This window comes from Rothia gullae (genome assembly GCF_024294905.1).
Taxonomy (GTDB): domain Bacteria; phylum Actinomycetota; class Actinomycetes; order Actinomycetales; family Micrococcaceae; genus Rothia.
Genome location: NZ_JANCOC010000001.1, coordinates 286,135 through 306,812, shown reverse-complemented (window position 1 = coordinate 306,812; position 20,678 = coordinate 286,135). Strand labels below are relative to the sequence as shown.

The window sequence follows — 20,678 nt, the reverse complement described above, 5'->3', positions numbered from 1 at the left end:
GAGCTGTTGCCCCGCTGGGGGGGTACAGACATCTGATGATGAGTGAAGGCGGTGCATCAATGACGGTATGCCGCCTTCACTCGTATTGGTTGGTTCGCGCTGTCTAGTTTGCGCTGTCTGGTCCGTGTTGCCTGGTTGCCTTGCCTATCTCATCACTGAATCCCTCAGTAGCTCGCAAACCCTCAACCGGTAGAATAGGGGTAGACATCAACCGGCGCAGCGTCTCTGAGTCTGCGCCATCCCCCTGATTTGAACCAGAAGAGGATGTATGAGCGACGCAGCAGTGCAGCTTTCCCCCGGTGATTGGCCCGCTCCCCTGGCACCCGCCTCCAGCGAAGCTGCTGGCAAGAACGCGCTAGTGCATATTCCGGGTTCTAAGTCGCTCACGAACCGTTATCTGTTGCTTGCGGCTCTAGCTGATTCCCCCTCGTATTTGCGTGCGCCGTTGCATTCGCGCGATTCAGCGCTGATGATTGAGGCGTTGCGCCAGCTGGGTGCGGGTATTGAGCTGGTGCCGAGCGATTCGCCGTTCGGTCCGGATGTTAAGGTCACTCCCCTGAGCTTTGTGGAAGCGCATTCCGCACAGGCTCAGTCCGATTCCGCTCAGTCGCGCACCGTGTCGATTGAGTGCGGCCTTGCCGGTACCGTGATGCGTTTTGTGCCCGCCCTGGCGGCGCTGCTGCCGGGTGAGTTCGCTTTTGACGGTGACCCGCACGCTCGTCAGCGTCCGATGGGTCCGGTTCTGGAGGGTCTGCGGCAGCTGGGTGTGCAGGTGGATTGTGAGCAGGGCGAGAACGCTCTGCCCTTCGTGCTGCGCTCCCCCGGTCTGGCGAACGCAGAGGGTGTCTCTGAGGCGCCCGTGGTTCGTATTGATGCTTCGACGTCATCCCAGTTCGTTTCGGCGCTGTTGCTGATGGCACCTCGCCTGCCGCAGGGCATGGTGCTGGTGCACGAGGGCTCTTCGGTGCCGTCCATCCCGCACATTCAGATGACCGTGGAGGCGCTACGCCAGATGGGTATCGAGGTTCAGGAGCACTACCCGAACCAAAGCAACGAAGCAGAGAACGGCGAGTACCGTTGGACGGTTCATCCCGGTCCTTTCCCCGGCTTTGAGATGACCATTGAACCGGACCTGTCGAATGCCGGTCCGTTCCTTGCCGCCGCCGTGGTTACCGGCGAGTCGGTGACTATCCCTCACTGGCCGGCGCCCGCAGCTGATTCTTCGGCAGGTACGACCCAGGTGGGCGATATGTGGCGTGAGCTTCTGCCCGCGCTGGGTGCGCAGGTTCGCTACGCTGAGGGCCGTCTGACCGTGACCGGTCCGATGCAGCTGCCCGAGGGCGACTTCTCCTTTGACCTGTCTGCCGGTGGTGAGCTGGCACCGACCATGGCAGCTGTCTGCGCTTTCGTGAAGGGTCGCGTTGAGCTGACCGGTATTGCGCATCTGCGCGGTCATGAGACGGACCGCCTCGCAGCGCTCGCCGCTGAGATTAACCGTCTGGGAGGTGCCGCCCACGACACCGCCGATTCACTGGTGATTGAGGCGCCCATCCCCGCTACCGCGGAGGCTACACCGGTTCTGGCGCGCACCTACGATGATCACCGTATGGCAACCTTCGCGGCAATTATTGGTTTGCGCCGCCCCAATGTGGTGGTGCAGAACGTAGCCACCGTGGCTAAGACCATGCCCGAATTTACCGCAATGTGGGAGGACATGCTGGCGCAATGGCAGGCCGGTGCTTCCACCTCTGACGTTACCGCCGACCAGGAGGTCTTCTAAATGGGTTCTTCCCGCATGAACGTGCGCGATTTCTCCGAATGGGATGAATCGGATGTGCGCGTGCGCCCGAACAAGAAGGGCTCCCGCCCCCGCACGAAGGACCGCCCGACCTTCAAAGAAGCGATTCGTGGTAGGGTCATTACGGTGGACCGCGGCCGCTGGTCGGTCGTCGTGGATGAGGGTACCGAGAAGGAGCGTACCCTCATTGCGGCGCGCGCTAAGGAGCTGCGCCGCACCGCGATTGTGACCGGTGACTTTGTGGACCTGGTGGGTGACACCTCCGGCGCGAAGGATACCCTGGCGCGCATTGTGCGTCTGGGCGAGCGCACCTCGATTCTGCGCCGTAGTGCCGATGACACCGACCCGTCGGAGCGCGTGGTCGTGGCGAATGCTCAGCAGCTGGTGATTGTGGTTGCTGCGGCAAACCCGGAGCCGCGCACCGGCTTCATTGACCGTGCCGTGGTGGCGGCGTTTGACGCCGGGATTGAGCCGATCCTGTGCATTACGAAGACCGATGTGCGGTACCCGCAGAACCTGCTGGATTACTATGCGGCGAGCGGTTTGAAGATTGTGCTGTCTTCGTCTTCGGATGGTTTGGCGCCGAGTCAGGAGGGTGCTGCCGGTTTGGAGTCGGCGCCGGTTCAGGAGCTTCTGCAGGAGCTGCTGGGTCAGGTGTCGGTGCTTCTGGGCCATTCGGGTGTGGGTAAGTCGACCCTGGTGAATGCGCTGACCGGCTCTGAGCGTGCGACCGGTCATGTGAACGCGGTGACGGGCCGTGGCCGCCACACTTCCTCGTCGGCGTTGGCGTTGCGTCCGGTGAATGCGAATGGGGATCCGATGGAGCCGGGCACCTGGATTATTGATACTCCGGGTATTCGTTCTTTCGGTCTGGCACATGTGCCGCCGGAGACCGTGGTGGAGGCGTTCGCGGATCTGGCGCCGGGTGCGGCGAATTGCCCGAAGGCGTGTACTCACGCGGCACAAGCTCCCGAGTGCGGTCTGGAGGCGTACGTTGCTGCCGGTCATGCCGGTCAGAGCGGTTCCGCTCGCCTGGAATCCTTGCGTAAGCTGCTGCTGTTGACTCCTGAAGAGGGCGATTCAGAGAAGGAACTGGGCGCTCTCGTCTAGGTTCTCTGCCCTGTATTACACACAGCACTGCACACACATTTTTGCTGACTACATCACCGAATACTGAAGAAGAGCATTACTATGAGCCGTCCCCAGCAGTACACCGACGATTTGCGTCTTGCGCATATTCTTGCCGATAGCGTCGATCGTGTGAGCGCCATGCGTTTTCGTGACCGCCCGGTCTTCTCCCCCGCATCCGAGGTGGTAGAGCCTGCCGAGGCGGCACCCGCTGCGGCACCGTTGGCGCCGTGGCAGCAGGCTACTCAGCAGCCCGCGGAATTGCAGGCGCCGGTGCAGGAGCCTGCCGATTACGCCTGGGGTGTAGCTCAGGAGGTTGAGGAGCTTCTGCACGCGCAGCTGTCGCGTGTGCGTACTCGTGACGGTATTGCCGGTGAGCATGCCGGCTATAACGGTCAGGCGGCGCGTCAGTGGGTGATTGCGCCGATTGCGGAGCTGGATAATTTTCGCCGCGGCGTGCCGGTGTGGGCGACTCTGATTGCTCTGCTGGATCAGGGTGAGCCGGTGGTGGGTGTGGTGTCTGCACCCGCGCTGGGTCGCCGCTGGTGGGCTGCTCGCGGTTCGGGCGCGTACACGGGTAAGTCTTTGGCGCAGGCGACTCGTCTTGAGGTGTCTTCGCTGACTCAGCTGGATCAGCTGTCTGCCGCGTACACCGACCTCTCCTCCTGGAAGGCGGCCTCTGAAGGCGCTGTGGACCGCTCTGGCGAACTCGTACAGCTTCTGGGCTGCGTGGGTCGTTCCCGCGCGTACGGTTCGTTCTGGGCGGCGTGTATGCTCGTTGAGGGTGCCATAGACACCGTCGTGGACGCATCCCTGTCTTTCTACGAGGTGGCGGCGCTACTGCCGCTGATTCGCGAGGCTGGCGGCGTTGCCTCCACCCTGGAGGGCGATTTGCCCGAGCACGCGGGCGTTTCAGTCACCGGTGTGCACCCGGTGTCCCTGGTGGCGAGTAATACGGCGGCGGTCCAGCAGCAGGTGCTGGAGGCGCTCGCGCCCCAATCCTAGTCTGCACTCCCTTCCCCGGTAGTGGTGACAATATAGCGAGGCGGGGGGGGGGGGGGCCGGGGGGGGGGGGGCGGGCCCAGGGTGGGGTGGTGAGGAACGGGGGTGGAAATAATGATGAAAGGCGAGAGGGGGGGGCGCCCCCCCCAACCCCCCCGGCCCCCCCCCCCCCGGGGTTGTGGCAAAAAATAGGCGGGGGGGGCGTGTGGCTTTGGGCCCCCCCCCCCGCCTCGCTATTATCGCTATGAGAGCAAGCGTTGCCTATTTTAGGACAGCATCGTGAGGGTGCCGAGCAGACCCAGCAGGCTCAAACCCGAGATGATGTACGCCAGAATGTTGAAGGTCGTCATCTTCGAGGTGTACTTGGTGGTGTGACCGGCGTTCACCTTCGCCGAGTAGATGGCAAGCCAGATAGACACGCCTACCGGAATCAGACCCACGAGCAGCAGAGCAATCACCATGATGTTGGGGCTCAGGCTCAGATTGGAGCTGTAACCGCCGGAGCTGGTCCTTGCCTCAGCGTGGAGTGCCGCGACCTGAACCCACGCGTAGAGGGTCAGCGCCAGGGCACCCAGGGAGGCACCGAACGCGCCGATGGAGTAGAAGTAGCCGGGGCCGCGGAAGTCGCCGGTGGTCTCACCGTAGGGGCGGCGGTGCTCAGCCGGCACCCGGTAGATGTCTGGGATGCGCTGGTAGCTGTCGTCGCGGTCGCGCATGTTAGCGGGTGCCACGCCCAGGGCGGGTGCGGGTGCTGCGCCGAGGGGAGCGCCGGGTGCTACGCCTGCAGGTACCGGCTGCGGGGAGTTTGCGTTGTTCTGCTCCGGGAAGGAGGGGGCGGGAATCTGATTTTCCATGGCGTGTCCTTGAGGGGTCGTCGTAGCGGCTGTGTGGTTACCGCGTCGTAGCGGTGGCGCCACTATGAGCGGCTATGCTGTATGACCGGGTTACTTTGTGGCTCGTTTGGTGGCTCTGTGGTTGCTCTCTAACGTTGCCGGTGAGATTGAATAAACAATCAATACCGAACAACGGTATCTACCCTTCGATACTACGCCATAGGGTTCGTTTTCGTCTTCTCTGATGGCGTTCTCATTACAATGCGGTCACCTGAGCACCCTCGGGCACGCCGGTACACCCCAGAACAGACCGGCAATACAGGAGACCGACCAATTGGGCATAAAAATACCCGGCAGGTGACGCCGTGGGGCGTCCTGCCGGGTGGTAGAAACCTACCGCGGTTCTTCCTCTTAGAAACTTCTAAGCGATGTTTTACACACTAGGTCCTTTAGGGGGTCCCTTAGGGAACTTTGAATCACTCTCAAGCGTCCTTCTGGCTACAAAAGTGACCAAAAGACCTCCTAAAATTGCACCTAGAATTGATACTGGATCGAAGAACTCCCACTCCCTGGCAATTGAGATAACCACCCAGAACATCGGAACAATAGTGAGAAGAAATCCTAGTGTAAATATATTCTTCGCACGCATTTGACCTCTCCCAGATTAAAGAGTGCAGGACACTGCTGCAACAGCTAGCGCAAAGGCAATTAGTGCCGGACCTCCAATGGCTTTTCCAAAACCACCAACGAATGCTGGCCCTAAAGCTCTTGCAATCGTGGAAGCAGCTAACCCCCAATTCCAAGCAGAAATTGCGGTTGTGATTGCATTCCCACGTCACATAGTGACGTATCTTACTTCACTACTCAGCAGTCTATCAGAGAGTCTCGTCAGATGCACCACGTAAATTGACACTACATGAAAAACATGTCTCTTCTGTCATACACGCTCTCAGTGGCGGGTCCACAGCCGCATCTAATCGCGCGGTCGAGGCCCACGGCATCCAAGTTTTGGGTCATCTGGACTGCTCCCCACCGGTCGAACGCAACCTCCCGCAACTCGTAGGTTTCAGAAATCTGCTCTTGCTAGTCAATCAGTTCGAAGGGTTTGCCGGCCCAGCGGCCCTCCGTGTGGGTCAATGCTTGGATAAACGCCACCGCATAATCAGCAGCGTGTTTGTCATAGTGGGAGCTGGCGGCCATGAACCGGGCCGGCAATACAGGACCGACCAATTGGGCATAAAAATACCCGGCAGGTGACGCCGTGGGGCGTCCTGCCGGGTGGTAGAAACCTACCGCGGTTCTTCCTCTGGATTGGAACCGATGATCACCGCCGCACACCCGTAAAGGTGAGCGGACGGTTGGGAGATCGTGGAGATGCGGGGAATCGAACCCCGGTCCGATGTGGCGTCAACGGGGCTTCTCCGTGCGCAGTTTATGCGAACGCTACTTTTCGGCTCCGGTACTTGCATAAACACATATACCGACGAACCTAGTCACGTAAAAGTCCCGCTAACCCCCGCAACAAGGGCTAGCAGCAGTGGCCTTTTAAGTCGATGCCGGTAACTGAGCCAAAGGCATGCTCAGGCCGACAGACGGCAACTCGCGCTTAGGCAGCGAGTGCGAAGTCAGTGCGCTTAGATTCTGCACTTAATTTTTTGCAGAGGGCGTTAACGAGATAACCCTGCATCCTCGGCACGCTTCACCCATCTCAACTCACATCGTCGAAACCGATCATCCCCCTATGCTTTTATCAAAAAGCCCACCGTCTTCTGAAAGTTTTCCTCGACATACCTTGATGCCGCGGTGCCATTCAAACACGGTAGAGATTCAGTATATCTAAGATGTTTAACGGCGTGCAAGTCCCCCCACCCCGCACACGCGGCGCGCTCACTGACAGAGAACACCTCCAAAGAACCCGGTGCTCGCGCCTCCAGCACACACCCGGATCAACGGCGGGCACAGCAAACGGGGTGAGGCACCCCAGAAAATCTGGAACCCTCACCCCGTTCGCGTACCGCGCTGGGTAGCCAAAATTAGGCGGCTAAGACTTAGCGGTGAGCCGGAACAGTCATGCGGTTGTTCGGGTTATCACCAATCTGGCACACCACGTTACCGTGGCCGTCATCGGTACCAACTTCAAGACACTTCTCAGCAGTCTGAGCAACAGAAATGTACACGAAGAGCATGCACAGCGAGAACAGGACAGCCACCGCGCCGGTTACGATACCGGTAATCGCGAAGCCCTTACCCGCGCCAGTTTCCTTGACCTTCTTCAGGGACAGGGCGCCCAGAATAATCGCAGCGATACCCAGCAGGGCACCAAACACGAGGAAACCGGTCAGTACAGCCGCAATACCGAGAATCATCGCCGCCAGCGCCATGCCGGGAGCCTTCTTCGTCACGGGAGCCGCATACGGGTAACCCGCGGGCTGACCGTAACCGTAAGCACCCTGCTGAGGCTGCTGCTGGTAAGAGTTCTGCTGGTAGTTGTAGTCAGCGGGCTGAGCCTGGTAGGAGGCGTCCTGGCCGTAACCGTACTGGTTCTGCTGCGCGGGCTGCCCCTGGTAGGAAGCATCCTGACCGTAGCCGTACTGTTGCTGAGCGGGCTGAGCCTGGCTGTATGTGTTCTGAGTCGCAGCGCCCTGGGCGGAGGTGCCTTGAGCAACGTTCTGACCGTAAGCATTCTGCGAAGAGGGCTGAGCACCAAACTGGCCGTACTGGTTCTGCTGAGCCGAGTTCTGCGGAGTAGCGTTCTGCTGCTGAGTCTGGCCGTAGGTGTTCTGAGCGGATGCGCTCTGACCGTAATCCTGGCCGTAAGTGTTCTGCGCTGCAGGAGCCTGGCCGTAATCCTGACCGTACGAGCTCTGGGCGGAAGAATTAGGCTGCTGAGCAGCGTAGGGGTTCTGTGCGCTCCCCTGGTTGTTTCCGTAGTTATTCTCAGACATCCGTCGTTCTTTCCTTCACAGTTGCAGCGAACATTTTATACTCGCCCAACGCACCATTGCGCGCTGAGTTCGGTTCCATTATATAAATAAGCCGTCATTTGGGTCATCTATGAAGTCCAAGATTCCAGATCCATCCCCCAGAATCCACCAATCGGGCAGAATCAGCACAGAAAAAGAGCAAGGGACCGAATAGTTCAACACTATTCGGTCCCTTCACATCTCTATATACTCAACGCGACTTAGCGGCGCAGAGTACGGTACTCATCAGGGTCCAAAGTCTGAGTATGCCCATTCACAGTGCACACGTATTTACCGTTCGAATCCTGCACAGCATGCTCAGCACACTCGCTGAGCATGCCAAGGCCAATCAGGCCCAGAATCAGCGTGACAACAGCCCCAATCATGCCCAGCGCACCGGTGACAATACCACCAATCGCCATGCCCTTACCGGAGGCAGTGCCGTTCTTCACCTTCACCAGGGCAACAATACCCAGAATCACGCCAACCAGACCCAGCACGCCACCGAAAATCAGCCAGCCAGACAGCAGACCAATAATACCCAGAATCAGCGAAGCAATCGCCAGAGCCGAGCTCGGGGTCGGCTGGTAGCCGGGGTAGCCGCCCTGCATGTTGTATGCCGGTGCCTGCTGCGGTGCGGGGATGAACTCGCCCGGGTTCTGCTGGTAGTTCGGGGTCTCAGACATGTGTCTCCTCAAAAACATATGGTGCTCGCGGTACGCCGCGAATTTTTAACCATTATACGCAAGGAACCGCGCCCCGCCACCCCCTACCGGCAAGTTCCTGGAGCAGCCGTGCATCCCGCCGTTGCCTCAGCCCTAGCCTAGGTTGCGGTAACGCATCGCACGGCGCGCCTCCAGGTCATCCTGACGCTCACGCAAAGCCTGACGCTTATCGTACTCACGCTTACCGGTCGCCAAAGCAATCTCAACCTTCGCACGACCATTCGAGAAGTACAGCTTCAGCGGAACCACCGTGTAACCGGTCTCCTTCAGCTTCTGCCCCAACTTATTAATCTCAGAACGATGCAACAACAGCTTACGGCGACGACGAGCCGCATGGTTCGTCCACGTACCGTAACCATACTCCGCGATATGAATACCCTCGAGCCACAACTCGTTATCGGTCACTTGGCAGAAACCATCCACAATGGACGCCCCACCATCACGCAGAGACTTCACCTCAGTACCCAGCAGAACAATACCCGCCTCATAGGTATCCACAATGTTGTAGTTGTGGCGAGCCTTCTTATTCTGGGCAATAATCGCGTTATTCGGGTCCTTCTTCGCGTCTTTCTTCTTTTTCTGAGCCATCACTCAATCCTTATACGTCTTAGCTCTCTTCAGCCGCGCGCCCCGAAGCACGCCAGCGAATACCAGCATCAATAAAGGCGTTCAAACCGCCATCCAAAACATTAGAGGTATTACCCTCCTCATAGCCGGTACGCAGGTCCTTCACCATCTGGTACGGATGCAGAACATAGGAGCGCATCTGATCACCCCAGCTTGCCTTAATATCACCGGCAAGCTCCTTCTTCTTCGCGTCCTCCTGCTCCTTACGCAACAGCAACAGGCGAGACTGCAGCACACGCAAAGCCGCCGCACGGTTCTGCAACTGCGACTTCTCATTCTGCATCGACACCACAATACCGGTCGGCAAGTGAGTCATACGCACCGCCGAATCCGTCGTATTCACCGACTGACCACCCGGACCCGAGGAGCGGAACACATCCACCTTAATCTCAGACTCGGGAATCTCAATAGCGTCCGTCTGCTCAATTAGAGGAATCACCTCAACCGCCGCGAACGAGGTCTGGCGGCGGCCCTGATTATCGAACGGCGAAATACGCACCAGGCGGTGAGTACCCGCCTCCACCGACAGACGGCCAAAAGCGTACGGCGCGTTCACCTCAAAGGTCACCGACTTCAGGCCTGCCTCCTCAGCGTAGGAGGTGTCCAGAACCTTCGTCGGGTAGCCGTTCTTCTCCGCCCAACGCAGGTACATGCGCAGCAGCATCTCCGCGAAATCAGCAGCATCCACGCCACCGGCGCCCGAACGAATCGTCACCACAGCCTCACGCTGATCGTACTCACCCGACAGCAGCACCAGCACCTCAAGATCCTCCAGCTTGGCGCGGATCTCACCGCACTCACGCTCAGCATCAGCGAGTAGCTCGGCGGCAGTTTCCTCATCCTCAGCTTCGGCAAGCTCCACCATCACCTCAACATCATCAATGCGAGAAGACAGCGAACGCAGACGATTCAGCTCCGACTGCTTATACGACAGTGCGCTCGTCACCTTCTGCGCGTTCTCCGCGTCATCCCACAAATCGGGTGCGGTAGCCTGCGCAGACAGGTCCTCAATGGCGCGCTCAATCCCCTCAATATCGCTCACAGCAGCAATAGAGGTGAAAATCGCGCGAAGCTCTTTAATCTCAGCAGAAAAGTCGAAGGATGCCATAGCTTTTAACACTATCGCGAAACGGTCAGAAAGTCCCGCCGTTACAGCCTGCAACAGCCCACAGCGCAGAAGGATAGGGCAGGCAGAGGGCAGAAGCCACGCAACGAAGACCTAAAAAGGGCATAAAACGAGGGCGCATCCGCTAGCCGTTACACTACCTTGCAGATGAACCCTCGCAGTCTATGGGGATCACAACACACCAATAAGCGAGTGAACCGATATGCCCGTGCGCCGATATGCCCGTGCACCGTTGACGGACGCACTAATCGGTGGAGGGGCCCTGGCTCGTCTTCAAACGCGACGAACCGTGAGCGGTCACCTCAATACCATCAGGCACCAGAATCGACACCAGCGGCGGACGAATACGAGCCGAGAGGTACACATGCACGCTGTGATCAGAATCCACGGACACGTTCTCCAGACGCAACGCCTGAAAATCCTGCCCCGGCTGAACCTCAGTCAGGTACGCGCTCGCATACTCCCACGCTGCCGAACCACTCGCTTCATCAGGAGTGCGCATCGTGCGGGTAATCGAGTTCGCCTGAGCGTCCGCCATATCCTGCAGATGCTGAGTCTGCAGATACGCGCCCGTAATCGCCACCGTCACCGAGCCAATGAGCAGAAGCAACGCCAGCATGCCCACAATCAGCGGGGCAATACTGCCCTCTTCCGGGTCTGAGGCAAGGCGGTCTGAGGCGAGCGCCCGGCTCTGCACACGGGCGCGAACCTGTAGACGGGCACGACGGTATGCGTTAGCGTAGCGCTCCCGCACAGAGGAAAGCAGGTGATCCGGCGAGAACAGATGAGCGGGCGAACCATTAGGAATCAGCATGACCAGACCCCCAACTCGTCGCATGAGAACTCACCGGAATCACGCCGCCACCCATAAACGAAGGCAGAAGCGGCAGACGTGCCTGAACCGTCACCGTGGCGTACGCCTTCGTACCCGAGACGCACTCCCCCGACGCACAGCTCAACGACACGCTCACATCGGAAGGCTCAACCCCGTAATCAGCGGCAGCATGCACCGCCAGACGCTGAGCCAAATCCGGGCCAACCGACGAGTCCTGCGGCTGCTCCTGCACATACAGCACCACCTGGGCGCTCGCCGCATGAGCCGCCATCACCGAAGACTGCAAGCTAAAAATCGTCAGAATGCCGTAGAGCACCGGGATGAGCAGAGTAATACCCAAACCCAGGAACTCCACAATGGCGCTACCCTCTTCAGAGTCGTGTTGCTCAGAAATAGGCCGATTAGAGCGGCTCTTCAGGCATTCCTTCACCCGCTGCCGAAGCAAAAAGCCGCTAATCACCGGAACGATGCTCCGCATAAATCGCATGCCCCTTCACCTCAATAGAATCCGGAAAACCCCACGGGCCCAGCACCGGCAACGGAGACTTCACCGTCACCTCCAAAGTGCGCACACCCGTAGAATCACTACCCTGACGGTACGAAATATTCTCAGCATACGAAGACGGAAGAACCCCCTCAATCATCTGACGGGTACGCTCCATGCCCTCCTGCGGAGTGCGGTCACGCATCGTACCGTAACGTGCCCCAGCCGCCGCAGCATCCACCAACATGGTTCGTGCATACAGGGCGAAAGAAACCTGCAGAATCGCCATGGTCAGCAACACCAACAGCGCACCAACCATGACGAATTCCGTGCTGGCGTCACCGCGCTCGCTATCCTCCACAGAATATTCCGCGGAGGATAGCTCAGCGGCAGTCAGCTCAGAAGCGATGCGGGGTTTACGCATTACTGGTGAACCAGAGCGATCGCGTCGTTGAACATCTTGGTCAGAGCGGGCTGAGCAATCGCCAGGATAGCGGCAACCAGCACGGCGCTCATCATGGTGATCATGACCCAGCCGGGCACGTCGCCGCGCTCGGGGTCATCCTGCTTGTTCTTCAGGCGCAGAGCCAGCACGGATGCGATAGCCAGGGCGATCAGCACGGTGAGGGTGGTGCGGAAACGACGGAACATGATTTTCTCCTTCTATCAAAGGGTGTAGTGTGTGGTTGGTGCGGTGCTCCGGGCAATCAGCCCAGCCCACCACGGTGCAGCCGGTACGGTGTGTACCCGCCGCAAAATCTAAAAGTTCAAACGCATGAGCGACAAGCCCGGGAAGACCGCAAAAATTACAGTCAGCGGCAGAATGAAAAACACCACCGGGGCGAGCATCGCAATCTCCTTCTTACCGGCTGTTTCCATCAGATCACGCTTAGCGTTATCGCGCACATCCTGAGCCTGCGCACGCAACACATCAGCCAGAGGGGTTCCACGCTCAATCGCAACAGCAATACCCTCAACGAAGCGGCTCAACGCCGGAACGCGAGTACGCTCCGCGAACTCCTGCAGCGCACTCAGCAGCGAAACGCCGGTGCGGGTCTGCGCCAAAATCTCAGAAAACTCACGAGCCAACTCGCCTCGAGAGGTCAAACAGATACGCTCCAAAGCCGCCAGCGCCGACTCGCCTGCCGTCACCGACAGGGCCATCATCTCCGCCAGCGCCGGGAACTCAGCAACCAGCTGCTTCTCACGCTTAGTCACCGCCTCACCCAGCCACCAGTCACGTGCCAGAAAGCCGCTCAAACCGCTCACCAGCACCAGCACAAGAGCCACCATGATGGAGAAACGCTCCTGCACTACGCCAATGACGGTCAAAGCACTCATGACGGTCACTCCGGCAAGAGCCCACAGCAGCTGCTCAGCACGAAACGCGCTCACGCTCTGCGAAGAGCCAGCACGACGCAGACGCTCCTGCACCGAACTATCGCTCAGCGACGAGCCGCTCAACGACGAAGACAGCGAACGCAGAAGCGGCGCGCAGAACGCCGAAATCGCCTCCAGCAGGCTCGGCTCACGGCGCTCCTGCTCTTTCAACAGCGACTCACGCAGAGTCTCACTGCGGAGCTGCGACGCCACACGATCAGAAAACGAAATACTGCGAGTATTCAGCACCGACGAAAGAATCAGACCGACGCCGATCGCCAACAGCAGACTAAAAATCAGAGGCAGGTTCACCCGAAAACCCTCCGTTCACGCGGCAACTCACCAATACGCAACATCAGACGGTACGCCGCCAAAGAAATAGCGGCACCGGCAATCATCAGCAGCGCACCGGCAAACGAGTTATAAACCATGCGCGCGGCAGGCTGAGTCGCCATCAGACACAGCACAAACCAGGGCGCCACACAGGAGAGACGAGCCGCATTCACAGTCCACGACTGGCGAGCCAGAAGCTCCGAACGGGTACGCGCATTCTCACGCAAAAAATCGCTCAGCGTGCCCAGCAGCTTACCCAGGTCCGAACCACCCACCTCGCGGGCAATCTTCAACGCCTCAATAATGGTGTCCGCCACCGGGTCAGAGAGGTACTCCTTCAAACGGTTCAGCGACGGCACAAATTCACCCGACGCACGGTAATCACGCGAGAAATGGGCGAAAGCATCACGCAGCTCTTCCGGGCCACGGTACGAAAGCTGAATCAGCGCCTCCGGCAAGGACAAACCCGCACGAATCGCCGAACGCAGGTGGTCCACCGCATCCGGCCACAACTGCCAAATACGGGCATCCGCCGCGCGGGCACGATGATTCACGATCACGCGAGGCGCCGCAAAACCACCAATCAGGCCCAGCAGACCCAAGGGTAGAAGCTGAGTAAGCATCAGCAACAGAACCGACGCGCTCACACCGCTAGCGACGCTCACCGACATGAACGTGCGAGGAGTCAGCGAATGCATACCCGCCTTACGCAACGCCACAACCAGCGCCGGGTCGTTACTCGGCCTCGGCGGCTTGCCGTTATCAGGAAAACAGGAAAGGTAAATCAGACAGACGCCCAACCCTAAAATCAGGCTCAGAAACAGAGGCATTACTGACCCGCCTTCGCCTCAGCCAGCACCTGCTCGGGGCGGTGACCGGCACGAATCCAACGGTCCGGGTTCGGCAGCTCCAACGCCACGCACACCATCTGACCGCCACGGCGCACAAACAGCGGGGACATCTCAATCACGCCATCCTCAACGCGGCCACCCAGCATGCTAATCTCTTCGACCTGACGCTGACCGCGCGAATCGCGGCCGCAATGCACCACAATGTCAAAGCAGGATGCCACGGTCGGCACCACGAACGCCGAGGAAATATTCTCACCCGCCAGCAGCGGCAGGGTACAAATCTTGGTCACCGCGTCACGCGCCGAGTTCGCGTGAATCGTGCACATACCCGGCAGACCTGCGTTGAGCGCAATGAGCATATCCAGGGACTCCGCCTCACGCACCTCACCAATGAGGATGCGGTCCGGACGCATACGCAGAGCCTCCTTGACCAGGCGGCGCAACTCAATCGCGCCGGTGCCCTCAAGGTTCGGCTGGCGGCACTGCAGACCCACCACATCGCGTAGCGGAACCGCGAGCTCAAAGATTTCTTCGCACGTAATCACGCGCTCACGCGGCGGAATGGATGCCGACAGGCAGTTCAGCATCGTGGTCTTACCCGCCTGGGTTGCGCCCGAAACGAGGATGTTCATGCCACTCTCCACCGCCGCGTGCAGCAGGGACGCTGCGCCGGCGCTCAGCGAGTTCATGCGCACCAAGTCGGGCAGTCGGCGGGCACGCACCACGAACTTACGGATATTGATGCTCGTGTGCCTGCGAGTAATATCCGGAATCACCGCGTGCAAGCGGGAGCCATCCGGCAGAGATGCATCAACAAACGGGGAGGAAAGATCCACGCGACGACCCGAAGGCTTGAGCATGCGCTCCAGCAGACTATTAATCGCCTCGGCGCTCAGGTGCAAACCGGTCAATTCACTTTCGCCGTTGCGGGCGATAAAGATTTCGTCGGGAGAGTTAATCCAGATTTCTTCAACGCTCTCATCATCGAGGAACGGCTGAATCACGCCGAAGCCGCAGATTTCATCGTGCAGGCGCTGAATCACGGATTCGCGGTCACCCAAATCCGGCAGGGAAATGCGGGTGCGCCGCTGCTCATAATCGTTCAGGTGCTCGTCAATGAGCCCGCGAACGGCGTGCTGGTCCTCGTGCGGGTCCAGGCTGCGTTGGCGCATTGCCTCGCGGATATTTTCTTCGAGCAGAGTTAGATGCTCCGCCCGGGTATCCAGTACGGTGTTCTCCATTGAAGTGATCCGATGCTGTGTGTGGTGTGGTTGTGTGGAATACGGTGAAGCATTGATACATCAATGCCACCATCACCCTACCCTCAGCGCATCAAATTTATCAAAATGTAATAAAACGCCCCTTAATATTTACGAGTATAGTATTTGAGCATTTTTGACGCATAGAATTGCACATATCGTTACCCAACGTGCACTAAAATTCAAAACACCTAGTCAGCTATGAATCACAGAACAGCCACACGTACTTCCCTTCAAACCACCCACCGTTACTCACCACCATATTGCACTCGGTGCACACGTAACATTTCGTCTTATAACCCCGCAACCGCCCCTAGTAAAACGCAATAACCCTACCCAGCAGCACCTTCCCGGGCACAACTTTCGAGCACAGTAAATTCGAGCACAGTAAAGGGGCGTGCACTCCCCCATCGGGAATACACGCCCCATTACCAGCAATCACCTAGCAGTTAGTCGCCGCCACGAATCACCTTCACAGCTTCCTTAATCGGACCGTCAAAACGCAGGTTACCGTGCTCCAGCACCACGCCGCGGTCACAAATCTTAGAAACCAAATCCAGGTCATGGCTCACCACGGCAAGAGTCTTACCGGCAGAGCACAGCTCCTGAATTTTCGCAATACACTTCTTCTGGAACGGCTCATCGCCCACCGCAAGAATCTCATCCACCAGGAAGATATCCGGGTTCGTATGAACCGCAACCGAGAACGCCAGACGCAGGTACATACCCGAAGAGTAGAACTTCACCTCGGTATCGATAAAGTCGTGAATCTCAGCGAAATCCACAATCGAATCGAAGGAAGCCTCAATCTCTTCCTTGGACATACCCAAAATCGCGCCATTGAGGTACACGTTATCGCGACCGGTCAAATCCGGGTGGAACCCAGCACCCACCTCAATCAGACCCGCAATATTGCCGCGAGTGAGAACCTCGCCCTCATCGGCGCGCATCACGCCAGAAATCATCTTCAGCAACGTGGACTTACCCGAGCCGTTCAGACCCAGAAGAGCCACACGCTCACCCTGACGAATATCCAGGCTTACGCCGTTGAGCGCATTGAATTTCTCCGAAAGATCACCCTTGCGGCCCTTAATCAGCCACACAAAAGCTTCCTTCATCGAACGGGTGTGGCGCAGAACGAAGCGCTTCACCAAATTCTCCACGTGAATCACCACGGGAGTGTCCGGGCTCGCCGGCGGGAACTCAAGCTTCTTAATATCCACAGAATCAGAGCTCCTGGGCGAAGTTGCCCTCAAACTTACGGAAGAGCAAATCACCAATCAAAACGGTCAGCAGAGAAATACCAAGGGCAATCGGAGTCCAGAAGCTGAAGAGATGCGGAACCACCTGCGAAGCAGGAAGCGCCAAATCCTCAGGACGGAGCGTCGGATGCCAGAAGCCATAGTGGAACAGCTCCACCGCAACAGTCAGCGGGTTAATCATGAACACGTTAAACACCCACGGGTACAGGGTGTCACGCACCATGGTCCAGGAGTACAGCACCGGCGAGAACCAGGTAGCCACCATCAGTAGCATGTCCACAATGTTCTCCGAATCGCGGAAAAACACGTTCGCCACACCGAAAATCAGACCCAGACCATAGGACAGCATCATCACGATGAGCATGCCCGCCAGAATCGACCCAAACGCCAGGAAAGTCGGGGACCAACCCACCAAGAAGCAGGCCAACAGCATCACAGCGATCTGAGGCACAAAATGCACCAGAGCCACCCATACCGTCGATAGCGAGAACAGCTCACGCGGCAGGTAAATCTTACGAATCAGCGCGCTGTTAACCACCATGGCGCGAGCACCATTACCAAACCCCTCCGAGAAGAAGTTAATGGCAATCATGCCCGAGAACAGGTACACAGCATAGTTGTGCATACCGCGTTCCAAGCCAAGGAACATACCCATGGCAATGTAGAACACCAAGAACTGCACACCCGGCTTAATGTACGACCACAAAATGCCCAGTACCGAGCCGCGGTAGCGGACCTGGATTTCCTTATCGACCAGCAGTCGAAGCAGGTAGCGGTTCTTCACCGCATCCAGGATGCCCCGCCCACGGCCGGGCGCCTTCAGGGGAACAGACTTCAGATCGTTCATCGGGTCAGCTCAGAATCCGTATGCTCGGCGAAGGTCTTAGCCCACGCATCGTAGGAGGCAACCTCAGCAGCCTTCGAACGGTACTGTTCACGCAGCTTCTCCCAGCTGGTCACCAGCTGAACGTGCAGCTTAGCGGCCTGAGCTAGTTTCGACTTGAGCTGCTCGGGGTCGCGGCGGTACCAGAACAGGCCGGTACCCTCAGCATTAGTAGCCAGAGCCGAATCGAACTTCGACAGGGTCCACCAGTTAGTCTCACCGTAGTTCAGCTGAATCTGCGGGTGAGCCTTCGCCTCTTCGCTCACCGGCTTGAACAGCTGACGAGCAACAGTCTTCGCGGTCCACGAAGCAAGCTTCTTGTAACCGGGGGACGCAAACGCGCGGCGACCACGGAACGGAGGCTTCTTCGTCTGGATAGCCGGGAAATCATCCACGTTCGGTTTCACCTGAGACTCCGGGTACTCCTTAGCCATCGCACGAATCACCGGCAGACGCTGCGAGAGCGAGGGGTGCAGGTGCTCGGGGCCGGAGAGCAGATCCTCCAGCGCCATCAGGCGGCCAGCCTCGGTATAGTACTGCATGGACAGTGTGTGCTTGACGTCCAAGAACAGGGAGTCCAGCAGCACGCGGCCACCCTTATCGAAGGGCGAGTGCAGCAGCGCCGTAATGAGGCGGTTGCGTTCGTGGTAGTACGCCTGCCAGCCAACCGAGTCATCCTTATCGGTCCAGGACACGTGCCACACACCCGCACCGGGGAAGGAGACAGTAGAGAAGCCCGCAGCCTTAGCGCGCAGACCGTACTCAGCGTCATCCCACTTCAGGAACAGGGGCAGAGACAGACCGATTTCCTTGATGACGGTGGTCGGGATGAGGCACATCCACCAGCCGTTATAGTCCACGTCCACGCGGCGGTGCAGCCACGGGGTGTTACGCAGGTTGTGGTGGCCCAGGTTGTGGCCCATCGCCATGTCATCGTGCGGCTTAGCGTAGAAGTTACGCCACGGGTCAACAACCTCACCGAACGCGTGCAGGACCGAACGGTCGAACATGTCGAACATGTGCGCACCCACGATGGTGGGTTCCTTGCAGTAGTTCGCGAAGGTCACCATACGCAGAATCGACTCAGGCTCAACGATAACGTCGTCATCGAGCAACAGCACGTAATCGGAACCGTTGTTAACAGCCTCAAACATGCCGCGCGAAAAGCCACCGGAACCGCCCAGGTTGCCCTGGTTGATAATGCGGAACTTACCGGAGAGGGGCTTGACGACCTCTTCGAAGTCCTCGTGGTCCTGCACCTTCTGGGTGCCCTGATCCACAATCAGGAACTCGTGCACAGCATCGAAAATCTCGGGGCTCTCACCCAGAGCACGAATGTTGTTGATGCAGTACTCCACCTTGTTCATGGTGGTAATCTGCACGGTCGCCTGGCCACCCTTCACGTCTGTGCGAGGCTCAATGTCGCCCAGCCAGTTCGCTTCAATCAGCTCAAGGTCGCCGGTGCCAGCCAGGTCGAACCAGTACCAGCCGCCGTCACCGAACGGTTCCAGGGGCAGGGTGAAGGTGTTAGTCTCCTCGTCGGAGAGCAACTTCGCATCCACGCGCTGAATCACGCCACGGCCATTGGACTTATACACAATGACCATGCCCTCGCCACGAGTCTGAACGCTCAGCACGACCTTCTGCAGGTCAGTCCAGCGGCGCCAGTACGAAGCGGGGAACGCATTGAAATACGTACCGAAAGACAGGCTCTGACCCGCGTTCACGGTGATGGAGCGGCGGCTGTTCAGGCTGTTCGCGGCATCACGGTTCGCGCTGGCGCTCGACACAGACAGACCGGAGGTGTTCATCGCCTCCGCAATGGAGGTGGAAGCGTCGCCGTCAATACGGGTGGGTAGCTGAACGCCGGTTGCGACACTCGCGTCCACGTACAGGGGCACGACGTCAGTCTCAACCGTGCTTGGGAAAATAACCCGCTGCAGGTTCTTCAAAGTCTTATCATCCATGGTTATGCGTCAACACCACCGGACTCGATCTTCGCACCGTTAGCGAAGTGCGGGCGGATTTTGTTGTCGAACATGGACAGTGCAGCGCCGATAGCCATGTGCATATCCAGGTACTTGTAGGTACCCAGGCGGCCACCGAACAGCACGTTGTTCTCACCCTTAGCCAGGTCGCGGTACGCCAGCAGCTTCTCACGGTCCACGGAGGTGTTGACCGGGTAGTACGGCTCGTCACCCTTGTTCGCGAAGCGAGAGTACTCGCGCATGATGACGGTTGCGTCCTTGGTGTAGTCACGCTCGGGGTGGAAGTGACGGAACTCGTGGATGCGGGTGAAGGGAACATCACCATCTGGGTAGTTCATCACGGAGCAACCCTGGAAGTCCTCAATCGGCAGGACTTCTTCTTCGAGGTCGATGGTACGCCAGGACAGGTCGCCCTCAGCGTAGTCGAAGTAGCGGTCAACCGGGCCGGTGTAGACCACGGGAATCTGACCCAGGACGTTCTCGCGAGAGTACTGGTGACCGGGCTCGAAGAAGTCAGTGTTCAGGTGCACCTCAATGTTCGGGTGCGCCGCCATACGCTCCAGCCACGCTGCGTAGCCGTCAACGGGCAGACCCTCGTACTTATCGTTGAAGTAGCGGTTGTCGTAGTTGTAGCGAACCGGCAGGCGGGAAATGATGGATGCGGGCAGCTCTTCCGGCGGGGTCTGCCACTGCTTAGCGGTGTAGTGCTTGATGAACGCCTCGTACAGGGGGCGACCAATCAGGGAGATACCCTTGTCATTCAGGTTCTGCGGGTCGGTACCAGCCAGCTCGCCAGCCTGCTCAGCGATGAGCGCCTTTGCCTCTGCGGGAGAGTAAGCTGCGTTGAAGAACTGGTTGATGGTACCCAGGTTAATCGGCATGGGGTACACGATGCCGTTGTGGCGGGTGTACACGCGGTGTACGTAGTTGGTGAACTCGGTGAAACGGTTCACGTACTCCCAGACACGCTCGTTGGAGGTGTGGAACAGGTGCGCACCGTAGCGGTGCACCTCAATACCGGTCTGCTTCTCCTTCTCGCTGTATGCGTTACCACCGATGTGGGAACGGCGGTCCAGCAGGGCAACCTTCAGGCCCAGCTCAGTGGCAGCCTGTTCTGCGATGGTCAGACCAAAGAGGCCCGAACCGACTACTACGAGGTCAGCGGTCAATGTTTTCTCCTGTATTATCACGGCGCACCGCC

General features: G+C 58.6%; 19 protein-coding genes and 1 other RNA gene. 3 read left to right on the top strand and 17 right to left on the bottom strand.

What is annotated here, in order from left to right:
• Nucleotides 1-268 precede the first annotated feature (268 nt).
• From aroA to NML54_RS01290, 3 genes are all read left to right on the top strand, one after another.
• Nucleotides 269-1,780, top strand: coding sequence for a 3-phosphoshikimate 1-carboxyvinyltransferase (gene aroA / locus NML54_RS01300; RefSeq protein ID WP_254755508.1), 1,512 nt, complete (start codon nucleotides 269-271; stop codon nucleotides 1,778-1,780).
• Nucleotides 1,781-2,908, top strand: coding sequence for a ribosome small subunit-dependent GTPase A (gene rsgA, locus NML54_RS01295; RefSeq protein ID WP_254755506.1), 1,128 nt, complete (start codon nucleotides 1,781-1,783; stop codon nucleotides 2,906-2,908).
• 81 nt (nucleotides 2,909-2,989) lie between these two features.
• Nucleotides 2,990-3,931, top strand: a complete 942-nt coding sequence (locus NML54_RS01290; RefSeq protein ID WP_254755505.1) for an inositol monophosphatase family protein — start codon at nucleotides 2,990-2,992, stop codon at nucleotides 3,929-3,931.
• Nucleotides 3,932-4,194: 263 nt separating this feature from the next.
• Here the strand turns inward: NML54_RS01290 and NML54_RS01285 are convergent, their stop codons facing one another.
• The 17 genes from NML54_RS01285 to glf form a co-directional block, all read right to left on the bottom strand.
• Nucleotides 4,195-4,782 carry a hypothetical protein gene (locus tag NML54_RS01285; protein WP_254755503.1) on the bottom strand — a complete coding sequence of 196 codons (588 nt, stop codon included), beginning with the start codon at nucleotides 4,780-4,782 and terminating at the stop codon, nucleotides 4,195-4,197.
• A 1,345-nt stretch (nucleotides 4,783-6,127) separates the two neighbouring features.
• Nucleotides 6,128-6,500, bottom strand: a transfer-messenger RNA (tmRNA) gene (gene ssrA / locus NML54_RS01280).
• Nucleotides 6,501-6,809: 309 nt separating this feature from the next.
• Nucleotides 6,810-7,706 (bottom strand): DUF4190 domain-containing protein, encoded by an 897-nt coding sequence (locus tag NML54_RS01275; protein ID WP_254755502.1) that lies wholly within the window; start codon nucleotides 7,704-7,706, stop codon nucleotides 6,810-6,812.
• A 239-nt stretch (nucleotides 7,707-7,945) separates the two neighbouring features.
• On the bottom strand, nucleotides 7,946-8,410 hold the full coding sequence (locus NML54_RS01270; protein ID WP_254755500.1) for a DUF4190 domain-containing protein: 465 nt from the start codon (nucleotides 8,408-8,410) through the stop codon (nucleotides 7,946-7,948).
• 132 nt (nucleotides 8,411-8,542) lie between these two features.
• A complete protein-coding gene (gene smpB / locus NML54_RS01265; RefSeq protein ID WP_254755498.1) occupies nucleotides 8,543-9,037 on the bottom strand; it encodes an SsrA-binding protein SmpB in 495 nt (164 codons plus the stop codon).
• Nucleotides 9,038-9,056: 19 nt separating this feature from the next.
• Complete coding sequence (gene prfB, locus NML54_RS01260; protein ID WP_254755496.1) at nucleotides 9,057-10,184, bottom strand: peptide chain release factor 2; 1,128 nt, start codon at nucleotides 10,182-10,184, stop codon at nucleotides 9,057-9,059.
• 262 nt (nucleotides 10,185-10,446) lie between these two features.
• A complete protein-coding gene (locus NML54_RS01255) occupies nucleotides 10,447-11,040 on the bottom strand; it encodes a pilus assembly protein TadG-related protein (RefSeq protein WP_254755494.1) in 594 nt (197 codons plus the stop codon).
• Complete coding sequence (locus NML54_RS01250; protein WP_254755493.1) at nucleotides 11,003-11,524, bottom strand: pilus assembly protein TadE; 522 nt, start codon at nucleotides 11,522-11,524, stop codon at nucleotides 11,003-11,005. The genes NML54_RS01255 and NML54_RS01250 overlap by 38 nt, the downstream gene beginning before the upstream one ends.
• Nucleotides 11,490-11,945: a TadE family protein gene (locus NML54_RS01245; protein ID WP_254755492.1), complete on the bottom strand. Its 456-nt coding sequence runs from the start codon at nucleotides 11,943-11,945 to the stop codon at nucleotides 11,490-11,492. Before NML54_RS01245 ends, NML54_RS01250 begins: the two co-directional genes overlap by 35 nt.
• Nucleotides 11,945-12,172 carry a hypothetical protein gene (locus NML54_RS01240; protein WP_005505403.1) on the bottom strand — a complete coding sequence of 76 codons (228 nt, stop codon included), beginning with the start codon at nucleotides 12,170-12,172 and terminating at the stop codon, nucleotides 11,945-11,947. The genes NML54_RS01245 and NML54_RS01240 overlap by 1 nt, the downstream gene beginning before the upstream one ends.
• A 108-nt stretch (nucleotides 12,173-12,280) precedes the next feature.
• On the bottom strand, nucleotides 12,281-13,213 hold the full coding sequence (locus NML54_RS01235; protein WP_254755491.1) for a type II secretion system F family protein: 933 nt from the start codon (nucleotides 13,211-13,213) through the stop codon (nucleotides 12,281-12,283).
• The gene (locus NML54_RS01230) at nucleotides 13,210-14,064 is read right to left on the bottom strand and encodes a type II secretion system F family protein (protein WP_254755490.1); all 855 of its coding nucleotides are present in this window, start codon (nucleotides 14,062-14,064) and stop codon (nucleotides 13,210-13,212) included. Before NML54_RS01230 ends, NML54_RS01235 begins: the two co-directional genes overlap by 4 nt.
• On the bottom strand, nucleotides 14,064-15,326 hold the full coding sequence (locus tag NML54_RS01225; RefSeq protein ID WP_254755488.1) for a TadA family conjugal transfer-associated ATPase: 1,263 nt from the start codon (nucleotides 15,324-15,326) through the stop codon (nucleotides 14,064-14,066). Before NML54_RS01225 ends, NML54_RS01230 begins: the two co-directional genes overlap by 1 nt.
• A gap of 467 nt (nucleotides 15,327-15,793) precedes the next feature.
• Nucleotides 15,794-16,567 (bottom strand): ABC transporter ATP-binding protein, encoded by a 774-nt coding sequence (locus tag NML54_RS01220; RefSeq protein ID WP_254755486.1) that lies wholly within the window; start codon nucleotides 16,565-16,567, stop codon nucleotides 15,794-15,796.
• 4 nt (nucleotides 16,568-16,571) lie between these two features.
• Nucleotides 16,572-17,453, bottom strand: coding sequence for an ABC transporter permease (locus NML54_RS01215; protein ID WP_254755484.1), 882 nt, complete (start codon nucleotides 17,451-17,453; stop codon nucleotides 16,572-16,574).
• Nucleotides 17,450-19,456 (bottom strand): glycosyltransferase, encoded by a 2,007-nt coding sequence (locus NML54_RS01210; RefSeq protein ID WP_254755483.1) that lies wholly within the window; start codon nucleotides 19,454-19,456, stop codon nucleotides 17,450-17,452. Before NML54_RS01210 ends, NML54_RS01215 begins: the two co-directional genes overlap by 4 nt.
• 2 nt (nucleotides 19,457-19,458) lie before the next feature.
• The gene (gene glf, locus NML54_RS01205) at nucleotides 19,459-20,646 is read right to left on the bottom strand and encodes a UDP-galactopyranose mutase (RefSeq protein WP_254755482.1); all 1,188 of its coding nucleotides are present in this window, start codon (nucleotides 20,644-20,646) and stop codon (nucleotides 19,459-19,461) included.
• Nucleotides 20,647-20,678 lie beyond the last annotated feature (32 nt).